The following is a 21,006-nucleotide window of genomic DNA, read 5'->3' on the forward strand; positions in this document are numbered from 1 at the left end:
GTCTTCACTCAAACCTTAATTATTCTTAATATCTAAAGAGAACATCTCTAGTTTCCACTGCTTAGAGCTTCTCTGCAGAGTGACGTATTCTGAATCTATTTTCTTAACTCGATAGCCTCTTATCGTCTCCCCTTGAGCCACAATGTCACCATTGAGAATGGCGTAGCAAGGCGTATCCGCTTTACACACGATGCTTTCTAAAGACGGTAAACGATAATGAGTTGGCGTTTTCTTCGCCGGCGCTGTTTTTTGTTGAGGCGTCATCCACCCCAGAGGGGCAGTTGGATCTTGCCCAGCCGACGCCAGTGAACTGGCAAACATTAATGACAACAATAGAGTTCTAACCACCGATAAACTCCTGCCTGGTACCAAGTGTGTAAACCTCAAATATAAGTCGAGCTTTTGGGTATTCTTCTACTGTGTATTCAAATGTACGCCAGTAGTAGCTCACAGGAAGAGACTCAAGCGCCTGAAGGTAAGCTGCAATATCAAAGTAACTACCAGTTAGCTCCATTCTCACCGGGTGAAGAAAATAACCGGAATATTCACTGGTCTCTTTATTATTCGAAATCGCTTCTGGCTTAAGTGATTCCAGCGATTCTAATTTCAGCCCATTACCTGCATTGAGGACACTTTCGAGCAATTGCGACATTTGGGATGGGGAGATCAACCCATCAACCATTTCGGCAAGTTCGAGAGAGAGCTCTTGACTCTCTCGCATCAGTTTTTTGTATTCGAGATTGATCTCTTTGTCTGGGTCTTTGTTCAATTTGGCTTGCAGAACAAGCAGCTCACCTTGCTGCCTCTGATTTGATTGAGTCAGGCTGGTCATCTTGGCATTTTTTGCTTGCAGATCGAGGTATACCGGCTCCACCAGTAAGGTAAAAAGCAGCATAGAGATACCAACGAAACCGCACACGAAAAGCAGCCACTTTTCTCTTGGGCTTAATGCAAGAAACTTATCGCTAAGTTGATTCCATTGCTGCATTACTTGCTCTCCCTACGAGTACTTAACTCAAAGGTCACCACATCTTGATCATTACGACCTATTTTCAGTTTTTCAAAAGAGCGGCCAACAAGATTAAGCTCATTTTTGAATTGACCAATCCAGTTAGGGACAACATTGGCATTGCGAGCTAACCCACTCATATCTAACGTGTCATGGGTCATATAGATGTGCGAAAGAGAGATGTCATTTCGGCCTAATTGAGCTAAGGAATTCATGACGCCAGAATACCCGACTTGCTGAGACTCGTCGTATTGTCCAACCGCCTTTAGCGCCTCTTTTTTTGCTTGAGTCTCACGTTTGAGACGCTCAACTGCCGCCACTTTCTCAGGGGAGGGTTTATGTTGAGTTAACTTACTATTCAGTTGGTTAACTTGTTTGTTAAGCTGGTTAGAGCCTTGTTGTAACAATGTTAATTCAGTATCTAAATTGGAAGCTTGATAGTTCATGACAAAGTAGCTGCCAAGCAACAACGCACTAACCACTCCCCAACTCGCAGCCACATTCGCTAAAGTAAAATACTCTTTTTTAGGCTTTAAATGCTCAGGGTAAAGGTTGACCGTGAACGTCTCTTTTTCAGCGGCCAATTGCACTAACAAACTTTCAGAGTTTTCGCGCTCACCTTCAACAAGCAAAGAGACCGTTGAGCTCAGTGTATTATTTAATGCACTTTGTAATTCAGCTTCATCCTCTTCATCACAACAGATCTTTAGTTGATGAAGTTGGGTGCCTTTAATTTGAGAAGACAGATAATCAATAGAGCGTTGAAGCTCCAAGGCAAGGCCATCTAATTGCAGAGCACTGGATGCTACTCCAGTTAAAGGGGGTACCACACTACGAATCGTTCTTTGGAAACAAACAGTATGATCAACAAACGCACCCAGTTTAAAGTGCGAGTTAGGGCTGCGTTGTAAAAGAATAAAGTTCGACAGTTCACCAGCACTGTAACCCCAAATTTCATCTTCCGGCACCACACCTTTAAGCTCAACTTGCGCCGCGCTTGTAATACTAACCAGCTTATTTAACAGCTTTTTCGGTAATACATACACTTGCAGCTTATTCGAGGTAGGTAAGGCCACCGCACTCGCAGTAATCTCCGTAACTCTCTCGGCAACAAGGTCTTTGAGCAGAAATGGTAAGGCAACCGACCATTCGCTTTCTGGAATGTCGGGCTTATCAAGCTGATAGGTCTGGTAATAGTTGGCACAAACAATCAGTTGAAGGCTATTACTGGTAAACGCCTCACTATTCAGCGACTTTGTCAGCGCGCTTTCCCAATCTCCATTAACGAAAGGAATACTGGTTACTTGGGATGCTTGCTCTGACGATGAAATATAGACTGCATCATTACCCAACATGACAACTTGAGTGTTGCCATTGCTTTTGCTTGGCTTTAATTTGTCTACAATCGCTTTAAAATTCATACTTAGCTACTACTCTTACGCCATCGATTTCTTCGACCAACTTTTACTATAGACTCAGCTTTCACTGGCTTTGAGCCTTTGTTAGGCAAAGGGATAATTTGTTGTTCTTCGTCGAAATACCTTCCCTGATAGCCATTAATACCTAACTCTATCAAGGTGTTCTTTTCTTGTTTTGTCTCGACCCCCACCGCAATAACTTGAGTTGGAGAGTCACCACACGCGCCAATTAAACTGCGGACGAACAGCTGGTTTTCATGTCTTTGGTCAATTTTCTTAATCAAGCTTCGATGAAGCTTTATATAGTTGACCTTCAAATCCTTAATGTAGTGAGTGCTGACAATAGTTCGCCCAGCTTGGCCAACAATCACTTTACACCCAAGTCCTCGCAGCATCTTTGCCACCGGTCTCATATAATCAAGATGAGCAATAAGGTGCCCCTCTGGAAACTCAAAAGCGAGTTGTGACCGGTGCTGTGCAGAAAGCTGCAACAACTCACTCCTAAACCACTTAAAGTGCTGCTTACTCGCAAAAGGCGTGACGTTAAGGTTCACCGAATAATGAATAGGTTGAGTCGATTCTTTCAGTGACTTCAACAACACCCTCAACACCGATTGATCCATTTGAGCTTGGTAACCCACTTGCTCCACCGCAGGCATGAAGCGAGAGGACTTCAATAAACCCTTCTCAGGATCCTGAATTCTAGTGAATATTTCTCTATGTAATTCATTAGCTTGACCTAATTCAGACATAAGATAACACCGCTGAGCAAAGATTACTAAATTATCAGGAAGCAGTGCTGTATCAAGTAGTGTTCTCCAGCGAACACTTCCTCTATCGAGCTCATTTTTATTTTGTTTAGGGAAGCGACTCCAGTTATTAATACGCTCCAATTGCGCACTTTTTAATGCGGTTTCCGTTTCATCCATGATCTGACTATGACGTTCACCTTCGGTGTACATGGTCACTCCGATATGGCACCAATTATCCGACTCTAAAGGCTCTGGTGGTGTTAGCTTATCAAGTTGTCTTAAACACTGAGCCGCCAGCGTCGCAATATCTTTGGCACCTTGGTGCGGGATAAATACAGCAAAGTCGGCTTCATAATAACGAGAGAAAATAACATCTGGGTAGCGCTGTACGATATTCGATAATACTTCGCCAACCTCAATAATAAAGTTATCTGTAACTTGCTTATCATTATCATCGCATACCTGTTCCCACTCATCGATACGTATTAACAGCACACCACCACGCGCACCACTTTCATGCAGTGCCGATTCAAGCTTGTTATCGAATAGTACTCTGTTGGCGGTGCCTGTGAGTTTATCTAAGAAGGTATGAGTACGAATAAAAGTATCGAAACGACTACGCTCTTGCCGAGCGTCTTTTAGCTCTTCAATAAGAACATCAAGAGCTTCACTCGCGGTAAAAGGCCATTCTCGCTCATCACCTTTTGCATGAGCCTCAACCTGACCAGCTAGAATCATTCTTCCACGCTCTTCCAGCATTTCAGAGCCCATTAACTGTTCTTTTAGCCATCGAACGCCACGAGCTAGGCAAAATATAATCAAAGCGACCGCTAAAGTAATCGACCACATTGCTTCCAATGAGTAGCTGTATCCAATGTAAGGAGGCAGAGCCTTAAATTCGATTCGATAACCGGTATTTCGCTCTAATACAAAGCTCTTTTCATAAAGGCGGCTAGGATCAATCTGTGGGGAGGTATCTTTGAAGCGATAAACAATGCCGGTCTTATTCGAGAGTTTCATCTCAACAATGTTGCTTGCTTGCAACATCTTAGGCATCCAACGTTGCATTGAATATGCAGCGTCTGGGTCTTCCATTTCTTTATCTACAACGTCGACAATACCCACCAAATAATGGTCTAAATACTCTTGCCCGATACGCTTAAATGAGAGGGTGCCACCGATAAAAAGAATGAACATCGCACTGATAACTATCACGGTGACAAATGCGACCAATCGGGTGCTCAATTTTAGTGTGGGGGTATATCTCATGAATAACGAAATCCTTTTCAACTCACATTATACCGTATTGCTACTTATACTATAAATTGACGTTGTAAATAAAGCGTTAAGAATTCTAGGTAACAAAAAGCCGCGATAATCGCGGCTCTTTCCAAATTAATACTGTCTTTATAATATATTAAAAACAGGGCTTAAAATGGGATGTCATCATCAAAATCCATCGGTGGCTCATTATATTGAGGTTGAGCCTGCTGAGGAGCTTGTTGTTGAGGCGCTTTTTGCGGTTGTGCTGGAGCGCTGTATTGTTGCTGTTGCGGCTGCTGAGGTTGACCCCAACCACCTTGCTGCTGTTGGCCACCCATGCCACCTTGAGCTGGTGTGCCACCTTGAGCACGACCGCCAAGCATTTGCATAACGCCGTTGAAGCCTTGAACCACAACTTCCGTTGTGTAGCGATCTTGACCGCTTTGATCTTGCCATTTACGAGTTTGAAGTTGACCTTCAATGTAAACTTGAGAACCTTTACGTAGGTACTCACCAGCAACTTCAGCTAGCTTGCCAAACAGAGCAACACGGTGCCATTCTGTTTTTTCACGCTGTTCGCCAGTTGCTTTATCACGCCATGACTCTGACGTTGCAATGGTAATGTTCGCTACTGCGCCGCCATTTGGCATGTAACGAATTTCTGGGTCATTACCTAGGTTACCCACTAATATAACTTTGTTAACTCCACGGCTAGCCATGATTTGCTCCGTCTAAATTCATAGTCTCAGAAAATTTTTAGCGCACAAGAATAGCATGCTTTTCTGCTGTGATAAATCGCATTCCTATTCTCACCTCACGACAAAGAATAAAAACGTAACAAATCATGATATTCAGAGCGATGTTGCTTTTTTCTCCACTTACAAACCACTCATTTACTTTGAGAATTGATATTCAACGCAAGTCACAACGATGGTGCTAGAGAAGCCAAAGTCGGCATGACAACGTGAAACCTCATTCAATTCATACACGGAGTCTCAATGAGAAAGTCTCGATACGCTCGCACTTTACATTTTATGTGCATCGACCCAAGTGATACTTACTTACATGTAAAAGAGATAGAAAAACACCTATCTATCACCTTGTATAAGATGACGCCAGACGACCTAATGTTGGTAGACAGAAAGCAGAGTAATCGTATTCTTCTTGTCGACTATAAAGAAGTGCCAAAGCTATTGGCTATCTGCCCTAACTTGACCGTGATGTGGAAGAATCATGAGATCATTTTGTTTAATGTCCCCCAGCAACTGCCAACGTCTGAGCTTTTGACTTATGGCGTATTAAAAGGGTTATTTTATAACACCGATAAAAAAGACAAAATTGCTCATGGTTTACAAGAGGTCATTGATGGCGAAAACTGGCTGCCAAGAAAAGTAACCAATCAACTGCTGTTTTACTATCGTAATATGGTCAATACCAATACAACGCCTACTAATGTTGATCTCACCATTCGCGAGATCCAGGTTATTCGTTGCCTCCAATCCGGCTCGTCGAACACACAAATAGCCGATGATCTCTTTATCAGTGAGTTCACGGTGAAGTCCCATCTTTATCAGATATTTCGCAAGCTGGCAGTAAAAAATAGAGTCCAAGCGATAGCATGGGCTAACCAGAACCTGCTTGCATAATTGATCTGCTTCTTAAAGTGACGATAATTTTGAGGGAAGCTCTGGTTAGCCATACGGATTGTTGCTGAATTTTCGACAAAATTTGTGCTAGAGTTGCCCTCAGAAATATCAACCACTCAGGTTGAATCAATAATTATTATAGATAAAGGGTCTTACGATGATCAAAAAGTGCCTTTTCCCGGCAGCAGGCTACGGTACACGCTTCTTACCAGCAACCAAATCAATGCCGAAAGAAATGATGCCAGTAGTAAACAAACCACTGATTGAATACGGCGTTGAAGAAGCAATCGAAGCCGGTATGGACGGAATGTGTATCGTAACGGGTCGTGGTAAGCACTCAATCATGGATCACTTCGACAAGAACTACGAGCTTGAACATCAAATCAGTGGCACAAATAAAGAAGACCTGCTGGTTAATATCCGTGAAACGATTGAAGCTGCAAACTTTACCTATATTCGTCAACGCGAAATGAAAGGCTTAGGTCACGCAATCCTGACTGGTCGTGAACTTGTAGGTGACGAACCATTTGCAGTGGTACTTGCCGATGACCTATGTGTGAATGAGCAACAAGGCGTGTTGGCACAAATGGTTGCGCTATACAAACAGTTCCGCTGTTCTATCGTAGCTGTTCAAGAAGTACCTGAAGAAGAGACACATAAGTACGGTGTTATCTCAGGTGAAATGATCAAAGACGATTTGTTCCGTGTTGATGACATGGTAGAAAAGCCAGAGCAAGGCACAGCACCAAGCAACCTAGCGATCATTGGCCGTTACATCCTGACTCCAGATATCTTCGAATTGATCGAGCAAACGGAACCAGGTAAAGGTGGTGAGATCCAAATCACCGATGCACTGCTCAAACAAGCAAAAGCAGGGTGTGTATTGGCATACAAATTTAAAGGCCAACGTTTTGACTGCGGTAGCGTAGAAGGCTACATCGAAGCAACAAACTACTGCTTTGAAAACCTATACAAGAAAGACCAGCAGCAAGTTGAGTTAGGCAAACACTCAACACAGAAAGAAGCATAACTGCTGACTGGTAAGTAACAATTCGCACAATGTAATGGGCGGCTCTTGGAGTCGCCCTTTTTAATTACTGTTTTTTTATCCAGTAAAACTTTGCACAAATCTCACTCTATGTAATACTTTAGCCACTAAAAATTACATGGTCTGTTGAGATGGATAAAATAGAAATTAGAGGCGCTCGTACGCATAACCTCAAAGACGTAAACCTTACCATCCCTCGTGATAAGCTGATTGTTATCACAGGTCTTTCTGGTTCAGGTAAGTCATCACTTGCGTTTGATACCCTCTACGCAGAAGGGCAACGCCGTTATGTTGAGTCCCTGTCGGCCTACGCTCGCCAATTTCTATCCCTTATGGAAAAGCCGGATGTCGACCACATCGAAGGCTTATCTCCCGCCATCTCGATAGAACAGAAATCGACATCTCATAACCCTCGTTCAACGGTCGGTACCATCACCGAAGTCTATGATTACCTGAGACTTCTTTACGCACGAGTCGGCGAGCCTCGCTGTCCCGATCACAACATCCCTCTAGCCGCGCAAACCATCAGCCAAATGGTGGATAAGGTACTTGAGCTACCTGTTGGTTCAAAAATGATGCTATTAGCACCAATCGTTAAAGAGCGTAAAGGTGAGCACGTAAAAACGCTGGAAAACTTAGCGGCTCAGGGCTTTATTCGAGCACGTATTGATGGTGAGACCTGCGATCTATCCGATCCACCAGCACTAGAGCTTCATAAAAAACACACTATTGAAGTGGTGGTAGACAGATTCAAGGTTCGCCCTGACCTGCAGCAGCGATTGGCTGAATCGTTCGAGACCACATTAGAGCTCTCGGGTGGTATCGCTGTTGTCGGTTGGATGGATGAAACGGATCAAGAAGAGATCGTATTCTCTGCTAACTTCGCTTGTCCCAAGTGTGGTTACAGCATGCAAGAGCTTGAGCCTCGTCTATTCTCATTCAACAACCCAGCTGGTGCATGTGGCACTTGTGATGGTCTAGGAGTTCAGCAGTACTTTGATCCGAGTCGAGTGATCTTAGATGAGAATCTCAGTATTGCAGATGGAGCCATTAAGGGTTGGGATCAAAAGAACTACTACTATTTCCAGATGCTAACATCGCTCTCGGAACACTATGGTTTCGATCTGTTTGCACCTTTTAATTCTCTACCGAAGAAGACTCAAGAGATTATTCTTAAGGGTTCAGGTCGTACTGAAGTTGAGTTCAAATACATCAATGATCGTGGTGATATTCGAGTTAAACGCCACCCATTTGAAGGTATTTTGAATACGTTAGAGCGCCGTTACCGTGATACTGAATCAAGCGCTGTCCGTGAAGACCTTGCGAAGTACATCTCAACTAAGTCTTGCTCAAGCTGTGACGGTACTCGTTTAAGATTAGAAGCTCGTAATGTCTTCATTGGTGATACAACACTGCCTGAAATCGTTGAACTCAGCATTGCTGACGCACTACAATTTTTCCAAGAGTTGAAGTTAGATGGTCAGCGTGGACAGATCGCCGATAAGGTAATGAAAGAGATCAATGATCGCCTGCACTTCTTGGTTAATGTCGGTTTGAATTACCTCAACCTATCACGCAGTGCTGAAACTCTATCTGGTGGTGAAGCGCAACGAATTCGTCTCGCAAGCCAGATCGGTGCTGGCTTAGTGGGGGTTATGTATGTATTGGATGAACCATCGATTGGCCTCCACCAGCGCGATAATGAACGTCTACTGCAAACCTTGATTCACCTGAGAGACTTAGGTAATACGGTACTTGTCGTTGAGCATGATGAAGACGCGATTCGCTGTGCAGACCATGTGATCGATATCGGCCCAGGTGCTGGTGTTCACGGTGGTCACGTCGTCGCAGAAGGCACCATGCAAGATATAATCGACAATCCAAACTCGTTGACTGGTCAGTACCTGAGTGGCGTAAAAGAGATTGAAGTACCAAAACAACGAACGCCGATCGACAAAAAGAAAGTCGTCGAGATCATTGGTGCTACCGGTAATAACCTGAAAAATGTCACCGCGACTATCCCTGTTGGCCTATTCAGTTGTATTACAGGTGTATCAGGGTCAGGTAAGTCAACGCTGATTAATGATACTTTCTTTAAGATTGCTCACACCCAACTCAACGGTGCAACGACAGCAGTACCTGCACCACATAAGAAAATTAAAGGCTTAGAGCATTTCGATAAGGTCATCGATATTGACCAAAGCCCTATCGGTAGAACACCAAGATCAAATCCTGCAACCTATACAGGGATCTTCACGCCTATTCGTGAGTTATTTGCGGGTACACAAGAGTCTCGTTCGCGCGGTTACAAACCGGGACGCTTCAGCTTTAACGTGCGTGGCGGACGTTGTGAAGCATGTCAGGGCGATGGTGTTATCAAGGTAGAAATGCACTTCCTACCGGACGTTTATGTGCCGTGTGATGTGTGTAAGGGCAAGCGCTACAACCGTGAAACACTAGAAGTTCGCTACAAGGGTAAGACCATTGATGAAGTACTGGAAATGACCGTAGAAGACGCACGTGAGTTTTTTAATCCGGTTCCAGTGATCGCACGTAAGCTGCAAACGCTTATGGATGTCGGTCTTTCATACATTCGTTTGGGGCAAGCCGCAACTACCCTATCTGGTGGTGAGGCTCAACGTGTTAAATTGGCACGTGAATTGTCGAAGCGAGATACAGGAAAGACTTTATACATTCTGGATGAACCAACAACCGGCCTTCACTTCCACGATATCCAACAGCTATTGACCGTATTACATCGCCTACGTGATCACGGTAATACCGTTGTGGTAATTGAACACAACTTGGATGTTGTTAAAACGGCAGACTGGATACTCGATCTCGGCCCTGAAGGTGGTCAAGGTGGTGGTGAAATCGTTGCAGAGGGTACACCTGAAGATGTGGCACTAGTCGAAGGTTCACATACCGCACGCTTCCTTAAGCCTATGTTAAATTTGAACTAGGTGTAAAATAGCGTCCTGCGGGCAGACAGAAAAATGTTAAAGTAACGAAGCTTGTTTCAAAAAGAACAAGCTCCGTTTTTATAAGGTTAGGGATTTATGGCAACAATACACACTAGCGGAACCCAGCTAGAAAATCAGGTCACTCAGCTACCTCTCAACAAAGCATTCCTTGCTTCATTAGCTGTCGTGTTCTTACTCGCCATGCACTTTTTTATGCCTAACCCGGGAGGTTCTGGCCTAGCTTTATCCTTTAACCCGACAACTTGGCTGGCTCTAAGCTTCACTCTAGCGATTGGATTTTACCAGCTAGCAACCAATCGAGTGCTTAAGTATTCCAAGTTAACCGTAGGCTTACTGATCAGCTGTGTGATACTCACATTGCCTATTCTATACAGCAATGCTTCACCGCAAGGAGCATCCAGTCGATTACTTGGGTTATGGGCTGGCTTTGCTTTATTTGTAGTACTTCAGCAGTTCAAATTCAGTAATAAACATAAACAGCGCATGCTGTGGTTCATCGTACTCGCTGTCGTCATACAAGCGCTTTTTGGTTATGTACAATATTTTGTATTGGAGCCAGGTAACCTATTTGGTTACAACACTGAAGCTAATCGTCCTTATGGAATCTTCCAACAACCTAACGTGATGGCGAGCTTTTTAGCGACTGGTTTTGTCCTCTCGGCTTACCTATTAGCGAGGCAGCCCGCTAAGTACAACCACAAGATTAGCGAATCGTTTTTACTCTACCTAACACCAACATTAACCGTACCACTGCTGATCATCATTGCATCACGCACAGGTTGGTTAGCGGCACTCATTGGATTTGTGTGTATTCTGCCCTACTTATACAGATTCTCGACCAAGAAACGCTTCTACGGATGGTGTACATCCGTTGCTGTCGGTATCGTAGTTGCATTTTCAGTAATCAGCCTTAGCGCGACAGATAGCCTAGCAAGTAAAAGGACCAATTTAGAAAGTCCTCGCGCTTACACCTTCCCGCAAACATTAGACATGCTGGTAGAGAAACCATTTACTGGTTACGGCTACGGAAAATTTGAATCAGAGTACACTCTGTATACAGCTCGTCAGCACCAACTCAATTCAAACTATCATCCGGGGCTTCCGGCAATGGATCACCCTCACAATGAGTTTCTATTCTGGGGAGTTGAGGGCGGTATTGTACCTATCATAGGAATATTGATTGCCGCAGTATTAGTATTGTCGCGTATCTCGAGCTCAGCGAAAGGAACACGCTTAGCTTTACTGGCGCTATTCATACCGATACTTTTACACTCTCAGTTGGAGTACCCGTTCTATCACTCGGCAATACACTGGATAACCTTTATCATATTGATTTATTGGGTCGACCAGCGCGCTTCGCGTCATTATCAACAGCCGTTCAGCATCATCAGTAAAACCTTATTTAGAGTGACCAGCTTAGTGTTACCAATTCTGGTGAGTGTTTACATGTTGAGTGCACTGCATACCAACTATGTACTGACCAAATTTGAGCTATCTAAACCTAAAAACCCAGATATTCTCAAACAAGTCACCAACCCTGTGGTTTGGAAAGATCGCTACGATTGGGATATATACAGCACTTACCTAAACATTGGTCTTTATAAAGGCGATCCTAGCCTTATTCAGCCCTATGTTGATTGGTCACTAGAGATCATAAAGAGTAAACCAAGACCAGCGTTTTACAGTAACTTGATCCTTGCTTATCAAGGTTTAGGGGAAGAGAGCAAAGCGGAACAGATCCGTAGCGAAGCCAAGTTTCTGTTTCCGGACAGAGACTTTTCACAGGTTCAGTACAAGAAAGTATCCCAAGCAGAAAACAATGTTTCATCCGAAGAGTAGCTAAGGACTAGCGAGATATGACTTTCGCATCTCACCTTTAGAGCAAACACAAAAAAGCGCACGATCCTCGTGCGCTTTTCTTTAAAACTAATCTGATTTGACTATTTAAGTACGTCTTGCAGCGCTTTAAGACACAACGCGACATTCTCTTTGCGAGCACCGTAGCCCATCAAGCCAATACGCCATGCCTTACCAGCCAAAGAACCAAGGCCAGCACCAATCTCAAGGTTATACTCTTCTAAAAGCTGCGATCTGACTTTCGCTTCATCGATTCCTTCAGGGAAGTAAAGAGCATTAAGTTGTGGTAAACGGCTCTCCTCATCAACAACAAATTTCAGTCCTAATGCTTCCACGCCCTCTTTCAACTCTTGATGCATAGCGTGATGGCGAGACCAAGCATTATCTAAGCCTTCATTTTTCAATAGCACGAGAGACTCATGCAGCGCGTAAAGACTATTGACTGGTGCAGTATGGTGATAACTACGCTTACCTTCTCCGCTCCAGTAACCTAATACTAGGCTCTGATCCAAGAACCAGCTTTGTACCGGTGACTGACGTGCTTTCATTTTATCAACAGCACGTTGAGAGAAAGTCACTGGTGATAAACCAGGAACACAAGACAAGCACTTCTGACTCCCAGAATAAACCGCATCGAGCTGCCATTCGTCCACTAACAGTGGTACACCACCCAGTGAGGTCACAGCATCAACAATCGTTAATGCATCGAACTGCCGGGCAACCGCAGAGATAGCTTGAGCATCCGATAGCGCACCAGTAGAGGTCTCAGCATGCACAAACGCAACCGCGACAGCATCTGGGTTTTCTGATAATGCTTGTTGTACCTTTTCGACAGATACAGGCTTACCCCATTCGTCATCAACAAGAATTGCCTCGCCACCGCAGCGCACCACGTTTTCTCGCATACGTTCACCAAACACGCCATTTCGACAGACGATGACCTTTTCTCCGGGTTCAATCAAGTTAACAAAACAAGTTTCCATACCTGCGCTGCCCGGCGCTGATACAGCAATCGTAAACTCATTATCTGTCTGAAATGCATACTTAAGAAGCTGTTTAACCTCATCCATCATTGCAATAAACAGTGGGTCTAGATGACCTATGGTTGGACGACTCAAAGCTTGCAGTACTTGAGGTGAGATATCAGAAGGCCCAGGCCCCATTAACGTTCGATGTGGTGGATAAAAACTATCGATTGTAGAAGTATTTGTTAAGTTAGACATGTAAATCCCTTACGTTAATGGTGTTGATATTCCACCCTAAAGCAAATCGAACATGTCAGCAATTAGCCTTCGGTCTTGAGGTCAAACCACTGTCACATAATTGTTAAAATTATTTTTAAATTATCTCAAGTTACCAATTGACATTGTGAGCGCAAACACGTTCAATGAAATGGCTATCTAGCAGAAGAGGAGCACTGCCCAGGCAGGTGTTTTGTGGAACCGCATTTCCGATACAAAGCATTTAGGGGGAGCAGTGCCGAGATAATAAAAGGATGCAGGACCTTTATTATCGGTTGAGCGGGCTGAATCCCGGCAACTGTCACCATTTCTATATGGTGAAGAGCTTCTGAGGTTACTATTCACATAATTCCTCTCTTTTTGCTCTAAAACTCTCTTCGAAAACAATGGACGTTGGATTACCCAACCGTAATTTTATTTTAGGAAGTCGTGGGAGATATATCGTGAGTGCATCTAATGTAGCTGGTTCTTTTAATGTCGCTAAGTTTGGTGGTACAAGTGTTGCCAACTTTGAAGCAATGAGCCGTTGTGCTGCCATTATTGAAAACAACTCAAATACCAAGTTAGTCGTAAGTTCTGCGTGTTCAGGAGTAACTAATTTGCTTGTCGAACTGGCAAATGGTGTTCAAGACAAAGCTCGTCGTCAAGAGGTTATGACCCAATTAACGGACATCCACAATGCAATTCTTGATCAACTTGCTGATCCAATCAGCGTCGAAAAAGAAGTTCACTCCATTCTTGATGACATTGCGAGCGCTGCCGAGGCTGCATCGTTTCTAACAAGCACTAAGTTAACCGATCACTTAGTCGCGTGCGGTGAATTGATGTCGACACACCTTCTTGCTCAAATCCTTCGCGAACGTGGTACATCCGCGGTTCGCTTCGATATCAGAGAAGTGATGCGCACCAATGATGATTTCGGCAAAGCTGAACCTCAGCTTGAAGAGATTTCAGTGCTAGCGAAAGAGAAACTGATTCCACTGTGCCAACAACAAGTTGTCGTCACACAAGGTTTTATTGGTGCAGACAATGACGGCAATACAACAACCTTAGGCCGTGGTGGTAGTGATTACTCAGCAGCGCTTATTGCAGAGTCAGTACAAGCGATTGGCTTAGAGATTTGGACAGATGTTCCAGGTATCTACACCACAGATCCTCGCATCGCACCTAAAGCATCTCCAATCCCAGAAATCAGCTTCAGTGAAGCCTCTGAGATGGCAAACTTTGGAGCGAAGATCCTGCACCCATCGACTCTCGTGCCAGCACTACGTCACCAAATTCCGGTATTTGTCGGCTCTTCAAAAGCACCAGAATTGGGTGGAACTTGGATTCGCCAGCAGGTAGAAAGCTCTCCACTATTCAGAGCCCTTGCCCTTCGCTGCAACCAAACCATGGTTACGCTTCGTAGCGCTAATATGTTCCATGCTTACGGCTTTCTCGCGAAAGTATTCGAGATCCTTGCTAAACATAAGATCTCGGTCGATCTTATCACCACCTCGGAGATCAGTGTTTCACTCACCCTAGATCAAACTGATACATCTGGTGGTGCACCTGAGTTACCAGAAGCAGCACGTCTTGAGCTAGAAGAACTTTGTTCAGTCGATGTGGAACATGACCTGTGTTTAGTGGCATTGATTGGTAATAACATGAGTGAAAGCAAAGGCTACGCTAAGCAAGTATTCAGCACCCTTGAAGATTTCAACTTGCGCATGATTTGTTACGGAGCAAGCCCTCATAACTTATGCTTCCTGCTCAATGAATCAGTATCTAAACAGGCGATTCAAAAACTGCATCAAGAGCTATTCGAATAAGGCGATAGTGAATTAATAAGAGTTCAACGCTCAAAGTACAGATACAAAAAGGGTTGCAATTAAGCAACCCTTTCTATTTTTACAAGTAACTCGCGGATTTAATAGCTAGTTAATATTTGGACCTAGCCACTTCTCAGCTTCCAACATATTCCAACCCTTACGGTCAGCATAGCTGTCTACTTGATCCTGTTGAATCTGAGCAATCGCAAAGTATCGAGAATCAGGGTGAGAGAAGTACATCCCAGAAACTGAAGCACCAGGCCACATCGCGTAGCTGGACGTCAGTGACATATCGATGGTCTTCTCAACATCCATCAACTCCCACAACGTGCCCTTCTCTGTATGCTCAGGGCAAGCAGGATAACCAGGAGCAGGACGAATACCTTGGTATTTCTCTCGAATCAGATCATCGTTAGATAAGTCTTCATCTGGAGCGTAACCCCAAATGTCCTTTCTCACCTCTTGGTGTAGGTATTCAGCAAACGCTTCTGCTAGTCGGTCAGCCACAGCCTGAATCATGATGGCATTGTAGTCATCACCATTAGCCTTATATTCATCCGCTAGCTCACGCTCACCAATACCGCCTGTCACAGCAAAACCACCAATCCAGTCCGCTTTGCCGCTTTCTTTTGGAGCGATGTAATCTGACAAACAGTAGTTAAAGCCTTTTGGTTTCTCAGTCTGTTGGCGAAGATTATGTAGAACTTTGAGAACCTCAGTACGAGACTCATCGGTATACACCTCAATATCATCACCAACACTGTTGGCTGGGAACATCGCACACATACCACGGGCTTCGAGTAGCTTTTCTTTCTCTACACGATCCAGTAACTCGTTCGCATCTTTGAACAAACGTTTTGCCTCTTCGCCCACTTCTTCATGGTCAAGAATAGCTGGGTACTTACCGACTAATGACCATGTCATGAAGAATGGTGTCCAGTCGATGTAGTTGCGCAGTGTTGCCACATCAAAATCATTGAATACATGCACACCCGGTTTAGCTGGTGCTGGCGGAGTATATGCGTCCCAATCAATCGCCACTTTATTTGCGCGAGCTTGCTCGAGTGTCACTGGCTTAGTGCGAGGCTTCTTACGATTATGCTGATCGCGAACGCGCTCGTAATCTAAGTCCAACTTCTCAACGAAGGCAGGTTTTAGCTCTTCAGAAAGTAGTGAGGTACATACGCCAACTGCACGAGAAGCGTTATTAACGTAGACCACCGGTTCTGAGTAATTCTGTTCAATTTTAACAGCAGTATGCGCCTTGGATGTCGTAGCACCACCAATCAATAGTGGTAACTTAAAGCCTTGTCGTTCCATTTCTTTGGCAACATGCACCATTTCATCAAGGGATGGAGTAATCAGGCCAGAAAGACCAATAATATCGACGTTTTCTTCTTTCGCGACTTTGAGAATTTTTTCACATGAAACCATCACACCCAGGTCGATGATGTCATAGTTATTACATTGAAGAACGACGCCAACAATGTTCTTACCAATATCATGAACATCGCCCTTCACTGTCGCGAGAAGGATCTTACCGTTACTCGCACCTACTTCTTTGGATGCATTAATGAACGGCTCCAAGTGGGCTACAGCTTGCTTCATTACACGGGCCGATTTAACAACTTGAGGGAGGAACATCTTGCCTGCACCAAACAAGTCGCCGACCACGTTCATGCCGTCCATTAACGGACCTTCAATTACCTCAATTGGTCGAGCTGAATTGACACGCGCTTCTTCAGTATCTTCAACGATGAAGTCAGTAATACCTTTGACCAAAGAGTGCTCTAAACGCTTCTCTACAGGCCAAGTACGCCACTCAAGTGCTGATTTATCTTCTACTTTACCAACCGCTCGCTCTAGATACTCGGTTGCCATATCAAGCAAACGTTCCGTCGAATCACCACGACGGTTTAGTACGACATCTTCAACAGCATCGCGCAGATCTTCTGGCACGTTATCGTAAATTTCCAGCTGACCAGCGTTTACGATACCCATATCCATACCATTTTTAAAACAGTGATATAAGAATACAGCGTGGATTGCCTCACGAACGTAGTTATTACCTCGGAATGAGAATGACACGTTCGAGACACCACCCGAGATCATCGCATGAGGTAGGTCGCGCTTGATATCGCCTACTGCTTCAATGAAATCAACCGCATAATTGTTATGCTCTTCGATACCAGTCGCAACCGCGAAGATGTTTGGGTCAAAAATAATGTCTTCAGGTGGGAAGCCAACCTCATCAACAAGAATGTTGTAAGCATTGGTACAGATCTCGACTTTACGTTCACGTGTATCTGCCTGACCGACTTCATCGAACGCCATCACGATGACGGCTGCACCATAGCGGCGAACCAACTTGGCTTGCTCGACGAACTTCTCTTTACCTTCTTTTAGAGAAATGGAGTTAACGATGCCTTTACCCTGAATACATTTCAGGCCGGCTTCAATAACCTCCCATTTTGATGAATCGACCATCACTGGGACTTTTGAAATCTCTGGCTCAGAGGCACATAGATTAAGGAATTTAACCATACACGCTTCAGCGTCTAGCATTCCTTCATCCATGTTGATATCGATGATCTGTGCACCATTTTCGACTTGCTCACGAGCAACACTCAATGCCTCATCGTAAAGCTCTTCTTTGATCAAGCGTTTGAAGCGTGCAGAACCGGTCACATTCGTTCGCTCACCCACGTTTACAAACAGAGACTCTTTAGCAATGGTCAAAGGTTCTAAACCGGATAAACGACACGACACAGGTAGGTCCGGCAATTGGCGAGGAGTTACATCTTCAACCGCTTCTGCCATTTGGCGAATATGTTCTGGCGTAGTACCACAACAGCCACCAATCAGGTTCAAGAAACCACTTTCAGCCCACTCTTTAACGTGTTCAGCCATGTCTTCCGGTGAAAGGTCATACTCGCCAAATGCGTTAGGTAAGCCAGCGTTAGGGTGAGCAGAAACATAACTCTCTGAGATACGAGACATCTCGCCAACATACTCACGCAGCTCATCAGGGCCTAATGCACAGTTCAAACCAAACGAGATAGGCTTAACATGACGAAGGGCGTTATAGAAAGCTTCTGTCGTCTGCCCTGAAAGCGTACGACCTGATGCATCAGTAATAGTGCCGGAGATCATGACCGGTAAAGTGATGCCTACTTCTTCGAAAACAGATTCCACTGCAAAAGCACACGCTTTAGCATTGAGTGTATCGAAGATGGTTTCGATAAGAATAAGGTCTGAGCCACCTTTGATCAGCGCGCGAGTCGATTCAGAGTAGGCCTCGACTAACTCATCAAAACTCACATTACGATAACCCGGATCATTAACATCTGGAGAGATAGAACAAGTACGGTTTGTTGGGCCTAAGACGCCGGCAACGAAACGAGGTTTTTCAGGAGTCTTTGCAGTCCATTCGTCAGCGGCTTCTCGTGCTAACTTGGCTGCTGAAAAGTTAATTTCTTCACTAAGGCTTTCCATATCGTAGTCGGCCATAGCAATGGTTGTAGCGTTAAAAGTATTGGTTTCAAGGATGTCTGCCCCAGCTTCCAAATATTGCGAATGAATATCTTTGATAAGCTTAGGTTGTGTAAGTACCAAAAGGTCATTGTTACCCTTTAAGTCACTATGCCAATCCGCAAAGCGTTCACCACGATAGTCTTGCTCTTCCAATTTATAGTCCTGAATCATGGTGCCCATACCACCATCAATCAGTAAAATTCGTTGCTTCAACAGAGCATCAATCTTTTGCCTTACATTACTTCCCACGGTACAACCTCATTCCTTTAATTATGCTTCCATCCTATCACACATTAAAAAGGAGTCTAGACGTCTAAAAGAGGAAATTGATTACCGAGTCCTGACAAAAAGTGTTTGCTATTTGAGCATGAGACAACGAAAATTCATATTCATACTTTGTTACATGTTGGTACCCCAATGTCGGTCTATTACACCTTATGCTTCTTGTCTGCTGCAGCCATGCTCATTGCCTTTGTTAATAGCAAAATTGGTAAAATGCAAACAACCATCGCCATCACAGCAGGCTCAATGATGCTGTCTCTTTTAATTATCATTGCGGGCCAAAACAACTGGTTTCAATTAGCCGACATTGCTTCTGAAACGGTTGCCAGTATTAATTTTGAAGACTTCCTACTTAAAGGGATATTAGGCTTCCTACTATTTGCTGGCGGCTTAGGGATCAAACTCCCAAACCTTAAAGACCAAAAATGGGAAATCACAGTACTCGCACTCGGTGCGACTCTATTCTCGACCTTCTTTATTGGTTTTGTTCTTTATGGATTCTGTCAGTTCATCGGCATCCAATTCGATCTCATTTACTGCTTACTGTTCGGTTCTCTTATCTCACCAACCGATCCAATCGCTGTTTTAGCCATTGTAAAGAAACTCGATGCACCCAAACGAATCTCGACTCAGATTGAAGGTGAGTCTCTCTTTAACGATGGCTTTGGCTTGGTAATCTTCATCACTCTGTTCACCATAGCTTTTGGTACCGAGGCACCGACAGTGGGCAGTGTGACCATGTTATTTGTCCAAGAGGCAATTGGCGGTATCGTCTATGGTTTTGCTTTAGGTCTAATATTCCACTACTTAATCAGTAACACTGATGACCACTCAATGGAATTACTACTAACTATTGGTGTTCCTACAGCGGGCTATGCTTTTGCTGAAGTCCTCCACGTCTCAGGTCCATTAGCTATGGTGGTGTCAGGTATCATGATTGGTAACTGGACTCGCTTCATCGGCTTCTCAAAAGAGAGTGAAGACCACTTAGACCACTTCTGGGAACTGATAGATGAGTTCTTAAATGGCGTGCTGTTCTTATTGATTGGTATGTCGATGCTGCTATTCAAATTCCACCAAGAAGACTGGATCCTAATGGCATTCGCAGTTCCTCTGGTATTAAGTGCACGCTACCTAAGTGTTTTCTTGTCGTACATTGGATTTAAGCGCTTTAGAACTTACAACCCATGGTCGATTAAGATTCTAACTTGGGGCGGCTTACGCGGAGGCTTAGCGCTAGCCATGGCTCTATCAATCCCTTCCGGTATCTGGGTAATTGAAGACAAGGCAATAGATGTTAAAGAGATAATCCTTGTCATGACATACGCCGTAGTTGTGTTCTCTATTCTAGTTCAAGGCTCAACAATCACTCCTATGATAGAGAAAGCAAAACAAGCAGAGAAAGAGCTAGATTAACACCTAGATAGATTAACCAAGGCCACCTACTTTAGGTGGCCTTTTTTATACCTAATGAAAGTCAAACTCACCAATTCCCACACTGAAGCTATCGCTGAAAGGTATGCGTAGAACATAGAAGCTTATATAGATATTTGATACCACTATTATTGGAGTAATCGAAAGCCTTAATTTGGGGGGAGTACTAAATTTGGCCGGAACTCTTTCAGGAAGTTAAGTAATACAGAGAACTCATTGTTCTGCACACTCACTAGCCTCCCCAGTAACCCACTCTCAAGTTATATTAGCTTCAATCGAAAGGCTTCAGCTTTCACCTGGAAACACAAAGAACGGGAATCAATGTCTCGCTAGAATAGCGTTAGTTATTAACTAGCAGAACTATAGAGCAAAATGAGTATTGAGTAGATAGAGATAACTTGGTGCCTCTAGCGTTACTTCTAAAAATGACAGGAATAATAAAGGCTCTAGCATTTTGCTGGGACGCGCAGTCTAAAGACTTAAATATGGCAGGAATGGAGAGATTAGACTGAGCTGGCGAACTAGGGGAACGCGTAGTTATTCCAACTTTGCTTCGCGAAAAAAACATCAGCATTTCTGCTGAGGCTTAGTATATGGCAAGAGTTGAGGCATAGACTCCCAACACGCACAGTTTTGGTAAGTAGGGGAATCCGCGGCTTTGCCAATAGAGTATTATTAGATTCAGAAAGCAAAAAGGCTCTAGCATTTCTGCTAGAGCCTTTTAATG

At 44.1% G+C, this 21,006-nt stretch carries 13 protein-coding genes and 1 riboswitch; of the genes, 6 read left to right on the plus strand and 7 right to left on the minus strand.

The window, feature by feature from the left end; all coding sequences use genetic code 11:
* Positions 1-15 precede the first annotated feature (15 nt).
* The 5 genes from OH460_RS10460 to OH460_RS10480 all read right to left on the minus strand — a co-directional run bounded on the left by OH460_RS10460 (position 16) and on the right by OH460_RS10480 (position 5,161).
* Positions 16-348 (minus strand): MSHA biogenesis protein MshK, encoded by a 333-nt coding sequence (locus OH460_RS10460; protein WP_269997011.1) that lies wholly within the window; start codon positions 346-348, stop codon positions 16-18.
* Positions 341-988 carry a type 4a pilus biogenesis protein PilO gene (gene pilO, locus OH460_RS10465; RefSeq protein ID WP_269997012.1) on the minus strand — a complete coding sequence of 216 codons (648 nt, stop codon included), beginning with the start codon at positions 986-988 and terminating at the stop codon, positions 341-343. The genes OH460_RS10460 and pilO overlap by 8 nt, the downstream gene beginning before the upstream one ends.
* Positions 988-2,430 (minus strand): MSHA biogenesis protein MshI, encoded by a 1,443-nt coding sequence (locus OH460_RS10470; protein ID WP_269997013.1) that lies wholly within the window; start codon positions 2,428-2,430, stop codon positions 988-990. Before OH460_RS10470 ends, pilO begins: the two co-directional genes overlap by 1 nt.
* A 2-nt stretch (positions 2,431-2,432) precedes the next feature.
* Entirely contained in the window at positions 2,433-4,448 is a 2,016-nt protein-coding gene (csrD, locus tag OH460_RS10475; RefSeq protein WP_269997014.1) for an RNase E specificity factor CsrD, read from the minus strand.
* 161 nt (positions 4,449-4,609) lie between these two features.
* Positions 4,610-5,161 carry a single-stranded DNA-binding protein gene (locus OH460_RS10480; RefSeq protein WP_269997015.1) on the minus strand — a complete coding sequence of 184 codons (552 nt, stop codon included), beginning with the start codon at positions 5,159-5,161 and terminating at the stop codon, positions 4,610-4,612.
* A gap of 279 nt (positions 5,162-5,440) precedes the next feature.
* Here OH460_RS10480 and OH460_RS10485 point away from each other — a divergent pair, with 279 nt between their 5' ends.
* The 4 genes from OH460_RS10485 (at position 5,441) to OH460_RS10500 (ending at position 11,959) form a co-directional block, all read left to right on the plus strand.
* On the plus strand, positions 5,441-6,088 hold the full coding sequence (locus OH460_RS10485; RefSeq protein ID WP_269997016.1) for a LuxR C-terminal-related transcriptional regulator: 648 nt from the start codon (positions 5,441-5,443) through the stop codon (positions 6,086-6,088).
* Positions 6,089-6,245: 157 nt separating this feature from the next.
* On the plus strand, positions 6,246-7,118 hold the full coding sequence (gene galU / locus OH460_RS10490; protein ID WP_019826989.1) for a UTP--glucose-1-phosphate uridylyltransferase GalU: 873 nt from the start codon (positions 6,246-6,248) through the stop codon (positions 7,116-7,118).
* Positions 7,119-7,267: 149 nt separating this feature from the next.
* Complete coding sequence (uvrA, locus tag OH460_RS10495) at positions 7,268-10,099, plus strand: excinuclease ABC subunit UvrA (RefSeq protein WP_269997017.1); 2,832 nt, start codon at positions 7,268-7,270, stop codon at positions 10,097-10,099.
* Between the two features lie 96 nt (positions 10,100-10,195).
* Positions 10,196-11,959 (plus strand): PglL family O-oligosaccharyltransferase, encoded by a 1,764-nt coding sequence (locus tag OH460_RS10500; RefSeq protein ID WP_269997018.1) that lies wholly within the window; start codon positions 10,196-10,198, stop codon positions 11,957-11,959.
* A gap of 101 nt (positions 11,960-12,060) precedes the next feature.
* Here OH460_RS10500 and OH460_RS10505 read toward each other — a convergent pair whose 3' ends face one another.
* Entirely contained in the window at positions 12,061-13,200 is a 1,140-nt protein-coding gene (locus OH460_RS10505; RefSeq protein ID WP_105059045.1) for a pyridoxal-phosphate-dependent aminotransferase family protein, read from the minus strand.
* A 176-nt stretch (positions 13,201-13,376) separates the two neighbouring features.
* Positions 13,377-13,554: riboswitch (Lysine riboswitch) on the plus strand.
* Positions 13,555-13,661: 107 nt separating this feature from the next.
* Here OH460_RS10505 and lysC point away from each other — a divergent pair.
* Positions 13,662-15,029: a lysine-sensitive aspartokinase 3 gene (gene lysC, locus OH460_RS10510; RefSeq protein WP_269997019.1), complete on the plus strand. Its 1,368-nt coding sequence runs from the start codon at positions 13,662-13,664 to the stop codon at positions 15,027-15,029.
* A 105-nt stretch (positions 15,030-15,134) separates the two neighbouring features.
* Here lysC and metH read toward each other — a convergent pair whose 3' ends face one another.
* Positions 15,135-18,812 (minus strand): methionine synthase, encoded by a 3,678-nt coding sequence (gene metH, locus OH460_RS10515; protein WP_269997020.1) that lies wholly within the window; start codon positions 18,810-18,812, stop codon positions 15,135-15,137.
* 168 nt (positions 18,813-18,980) lie between these two features.
* Here metH and OH460_RS10520 point away from each other — a divergent pair, with 168 nt between their 5' ends.
* Positions 18,981-20,261, plus strand: a complete 1,281-nt coding sequence (locus OH460_RS10520) for a cation:proton antiporter (protein WP_269997021.1) — start codon at positions 18,981-18,983, stop codon at positions 20,259-20,261.
* The last annotated feature ends 745 nt before the right edge of the window (positions 20,262-21,006 follow it).

The organism is Vibrio sp. Makdt (genome assembly GCF_027587015.1).
Classification (GTDB): Bacteria; Pseudomonadota; Gammaproteobacteria; order Enterobacterales; family Vibrionaceae; genus Vibrio; species Vibrio chagasii_B.

Bases quoted from the DNA above. Each gene is read 5' to 3' on its own strand.
- pilO (WP_269997012.1), bottom strand. From the start codon at position 988: ATGCAGCAATGGAATCAACTTAGCGATAAGTTTCTTGCATTAAGCCCA.
- OH460_RS10470 (WP_269997013.1), bottom strand. From the start codon at position 2,430: ATGAATTTTAAAGCGATTGTAGACAAATTAAAGCCAAGCAAAAGCAAT.
- csrD (WP_269997014.1), bottom strand. From the start codon at position 4,448: ATGAGATATACCCCCACACTAAAATTGAGCACCCGATTGGTCGCATTT.
- OH460_RS10480 (WP_269997015.1), bottom strand. From the start codon at position 5,161: ATGGCTAGCCGTGGAGTTAACAAAGTTATATTAGTGGGTAACCTAGGT.
- OH460_RS10485 (WP_269997016.1), top strand. From the start codon at position 5,441: ATGAGAAAGTCTCGATACGCTCGCACTTTACATTTTATGTGCATCGAC.
- galU (WP_019826989.1), top strand. From the start codon at position 6,246: ATGATCAAAAAGTGCCTTTTCCCGGCAGCAGGCTACGGTACACGCTTC.
- uvrA (WP_269997017.1), top strand. From the start codon at position 7,268: ATGGATAAAATAGAAATTAGAGGCGCTCGTACGCATAACCTCAAAGAC.
- OH460_RS10500 (WP_269997018.1), top strand. From the start codon at position 10,196: ATGGCAACAATACACACTAGCGGAACCCAGCTAGAAAATCAGGTCACT.
- OH460_RS10505 (WP_105059045.1), bottom strand. From the start codon at position 13,200: ATGTCTAACTTAACAAATACTTCTACAATCGATAGTTTTTATCCACCA.
- OH460_RS10520 (WP_269997021.1), top strand. From the start codon at position 18,981: ATGTCGGTCTATTACACCTTATGCTTCTTGTCTGCTGCAGCCATGCTC.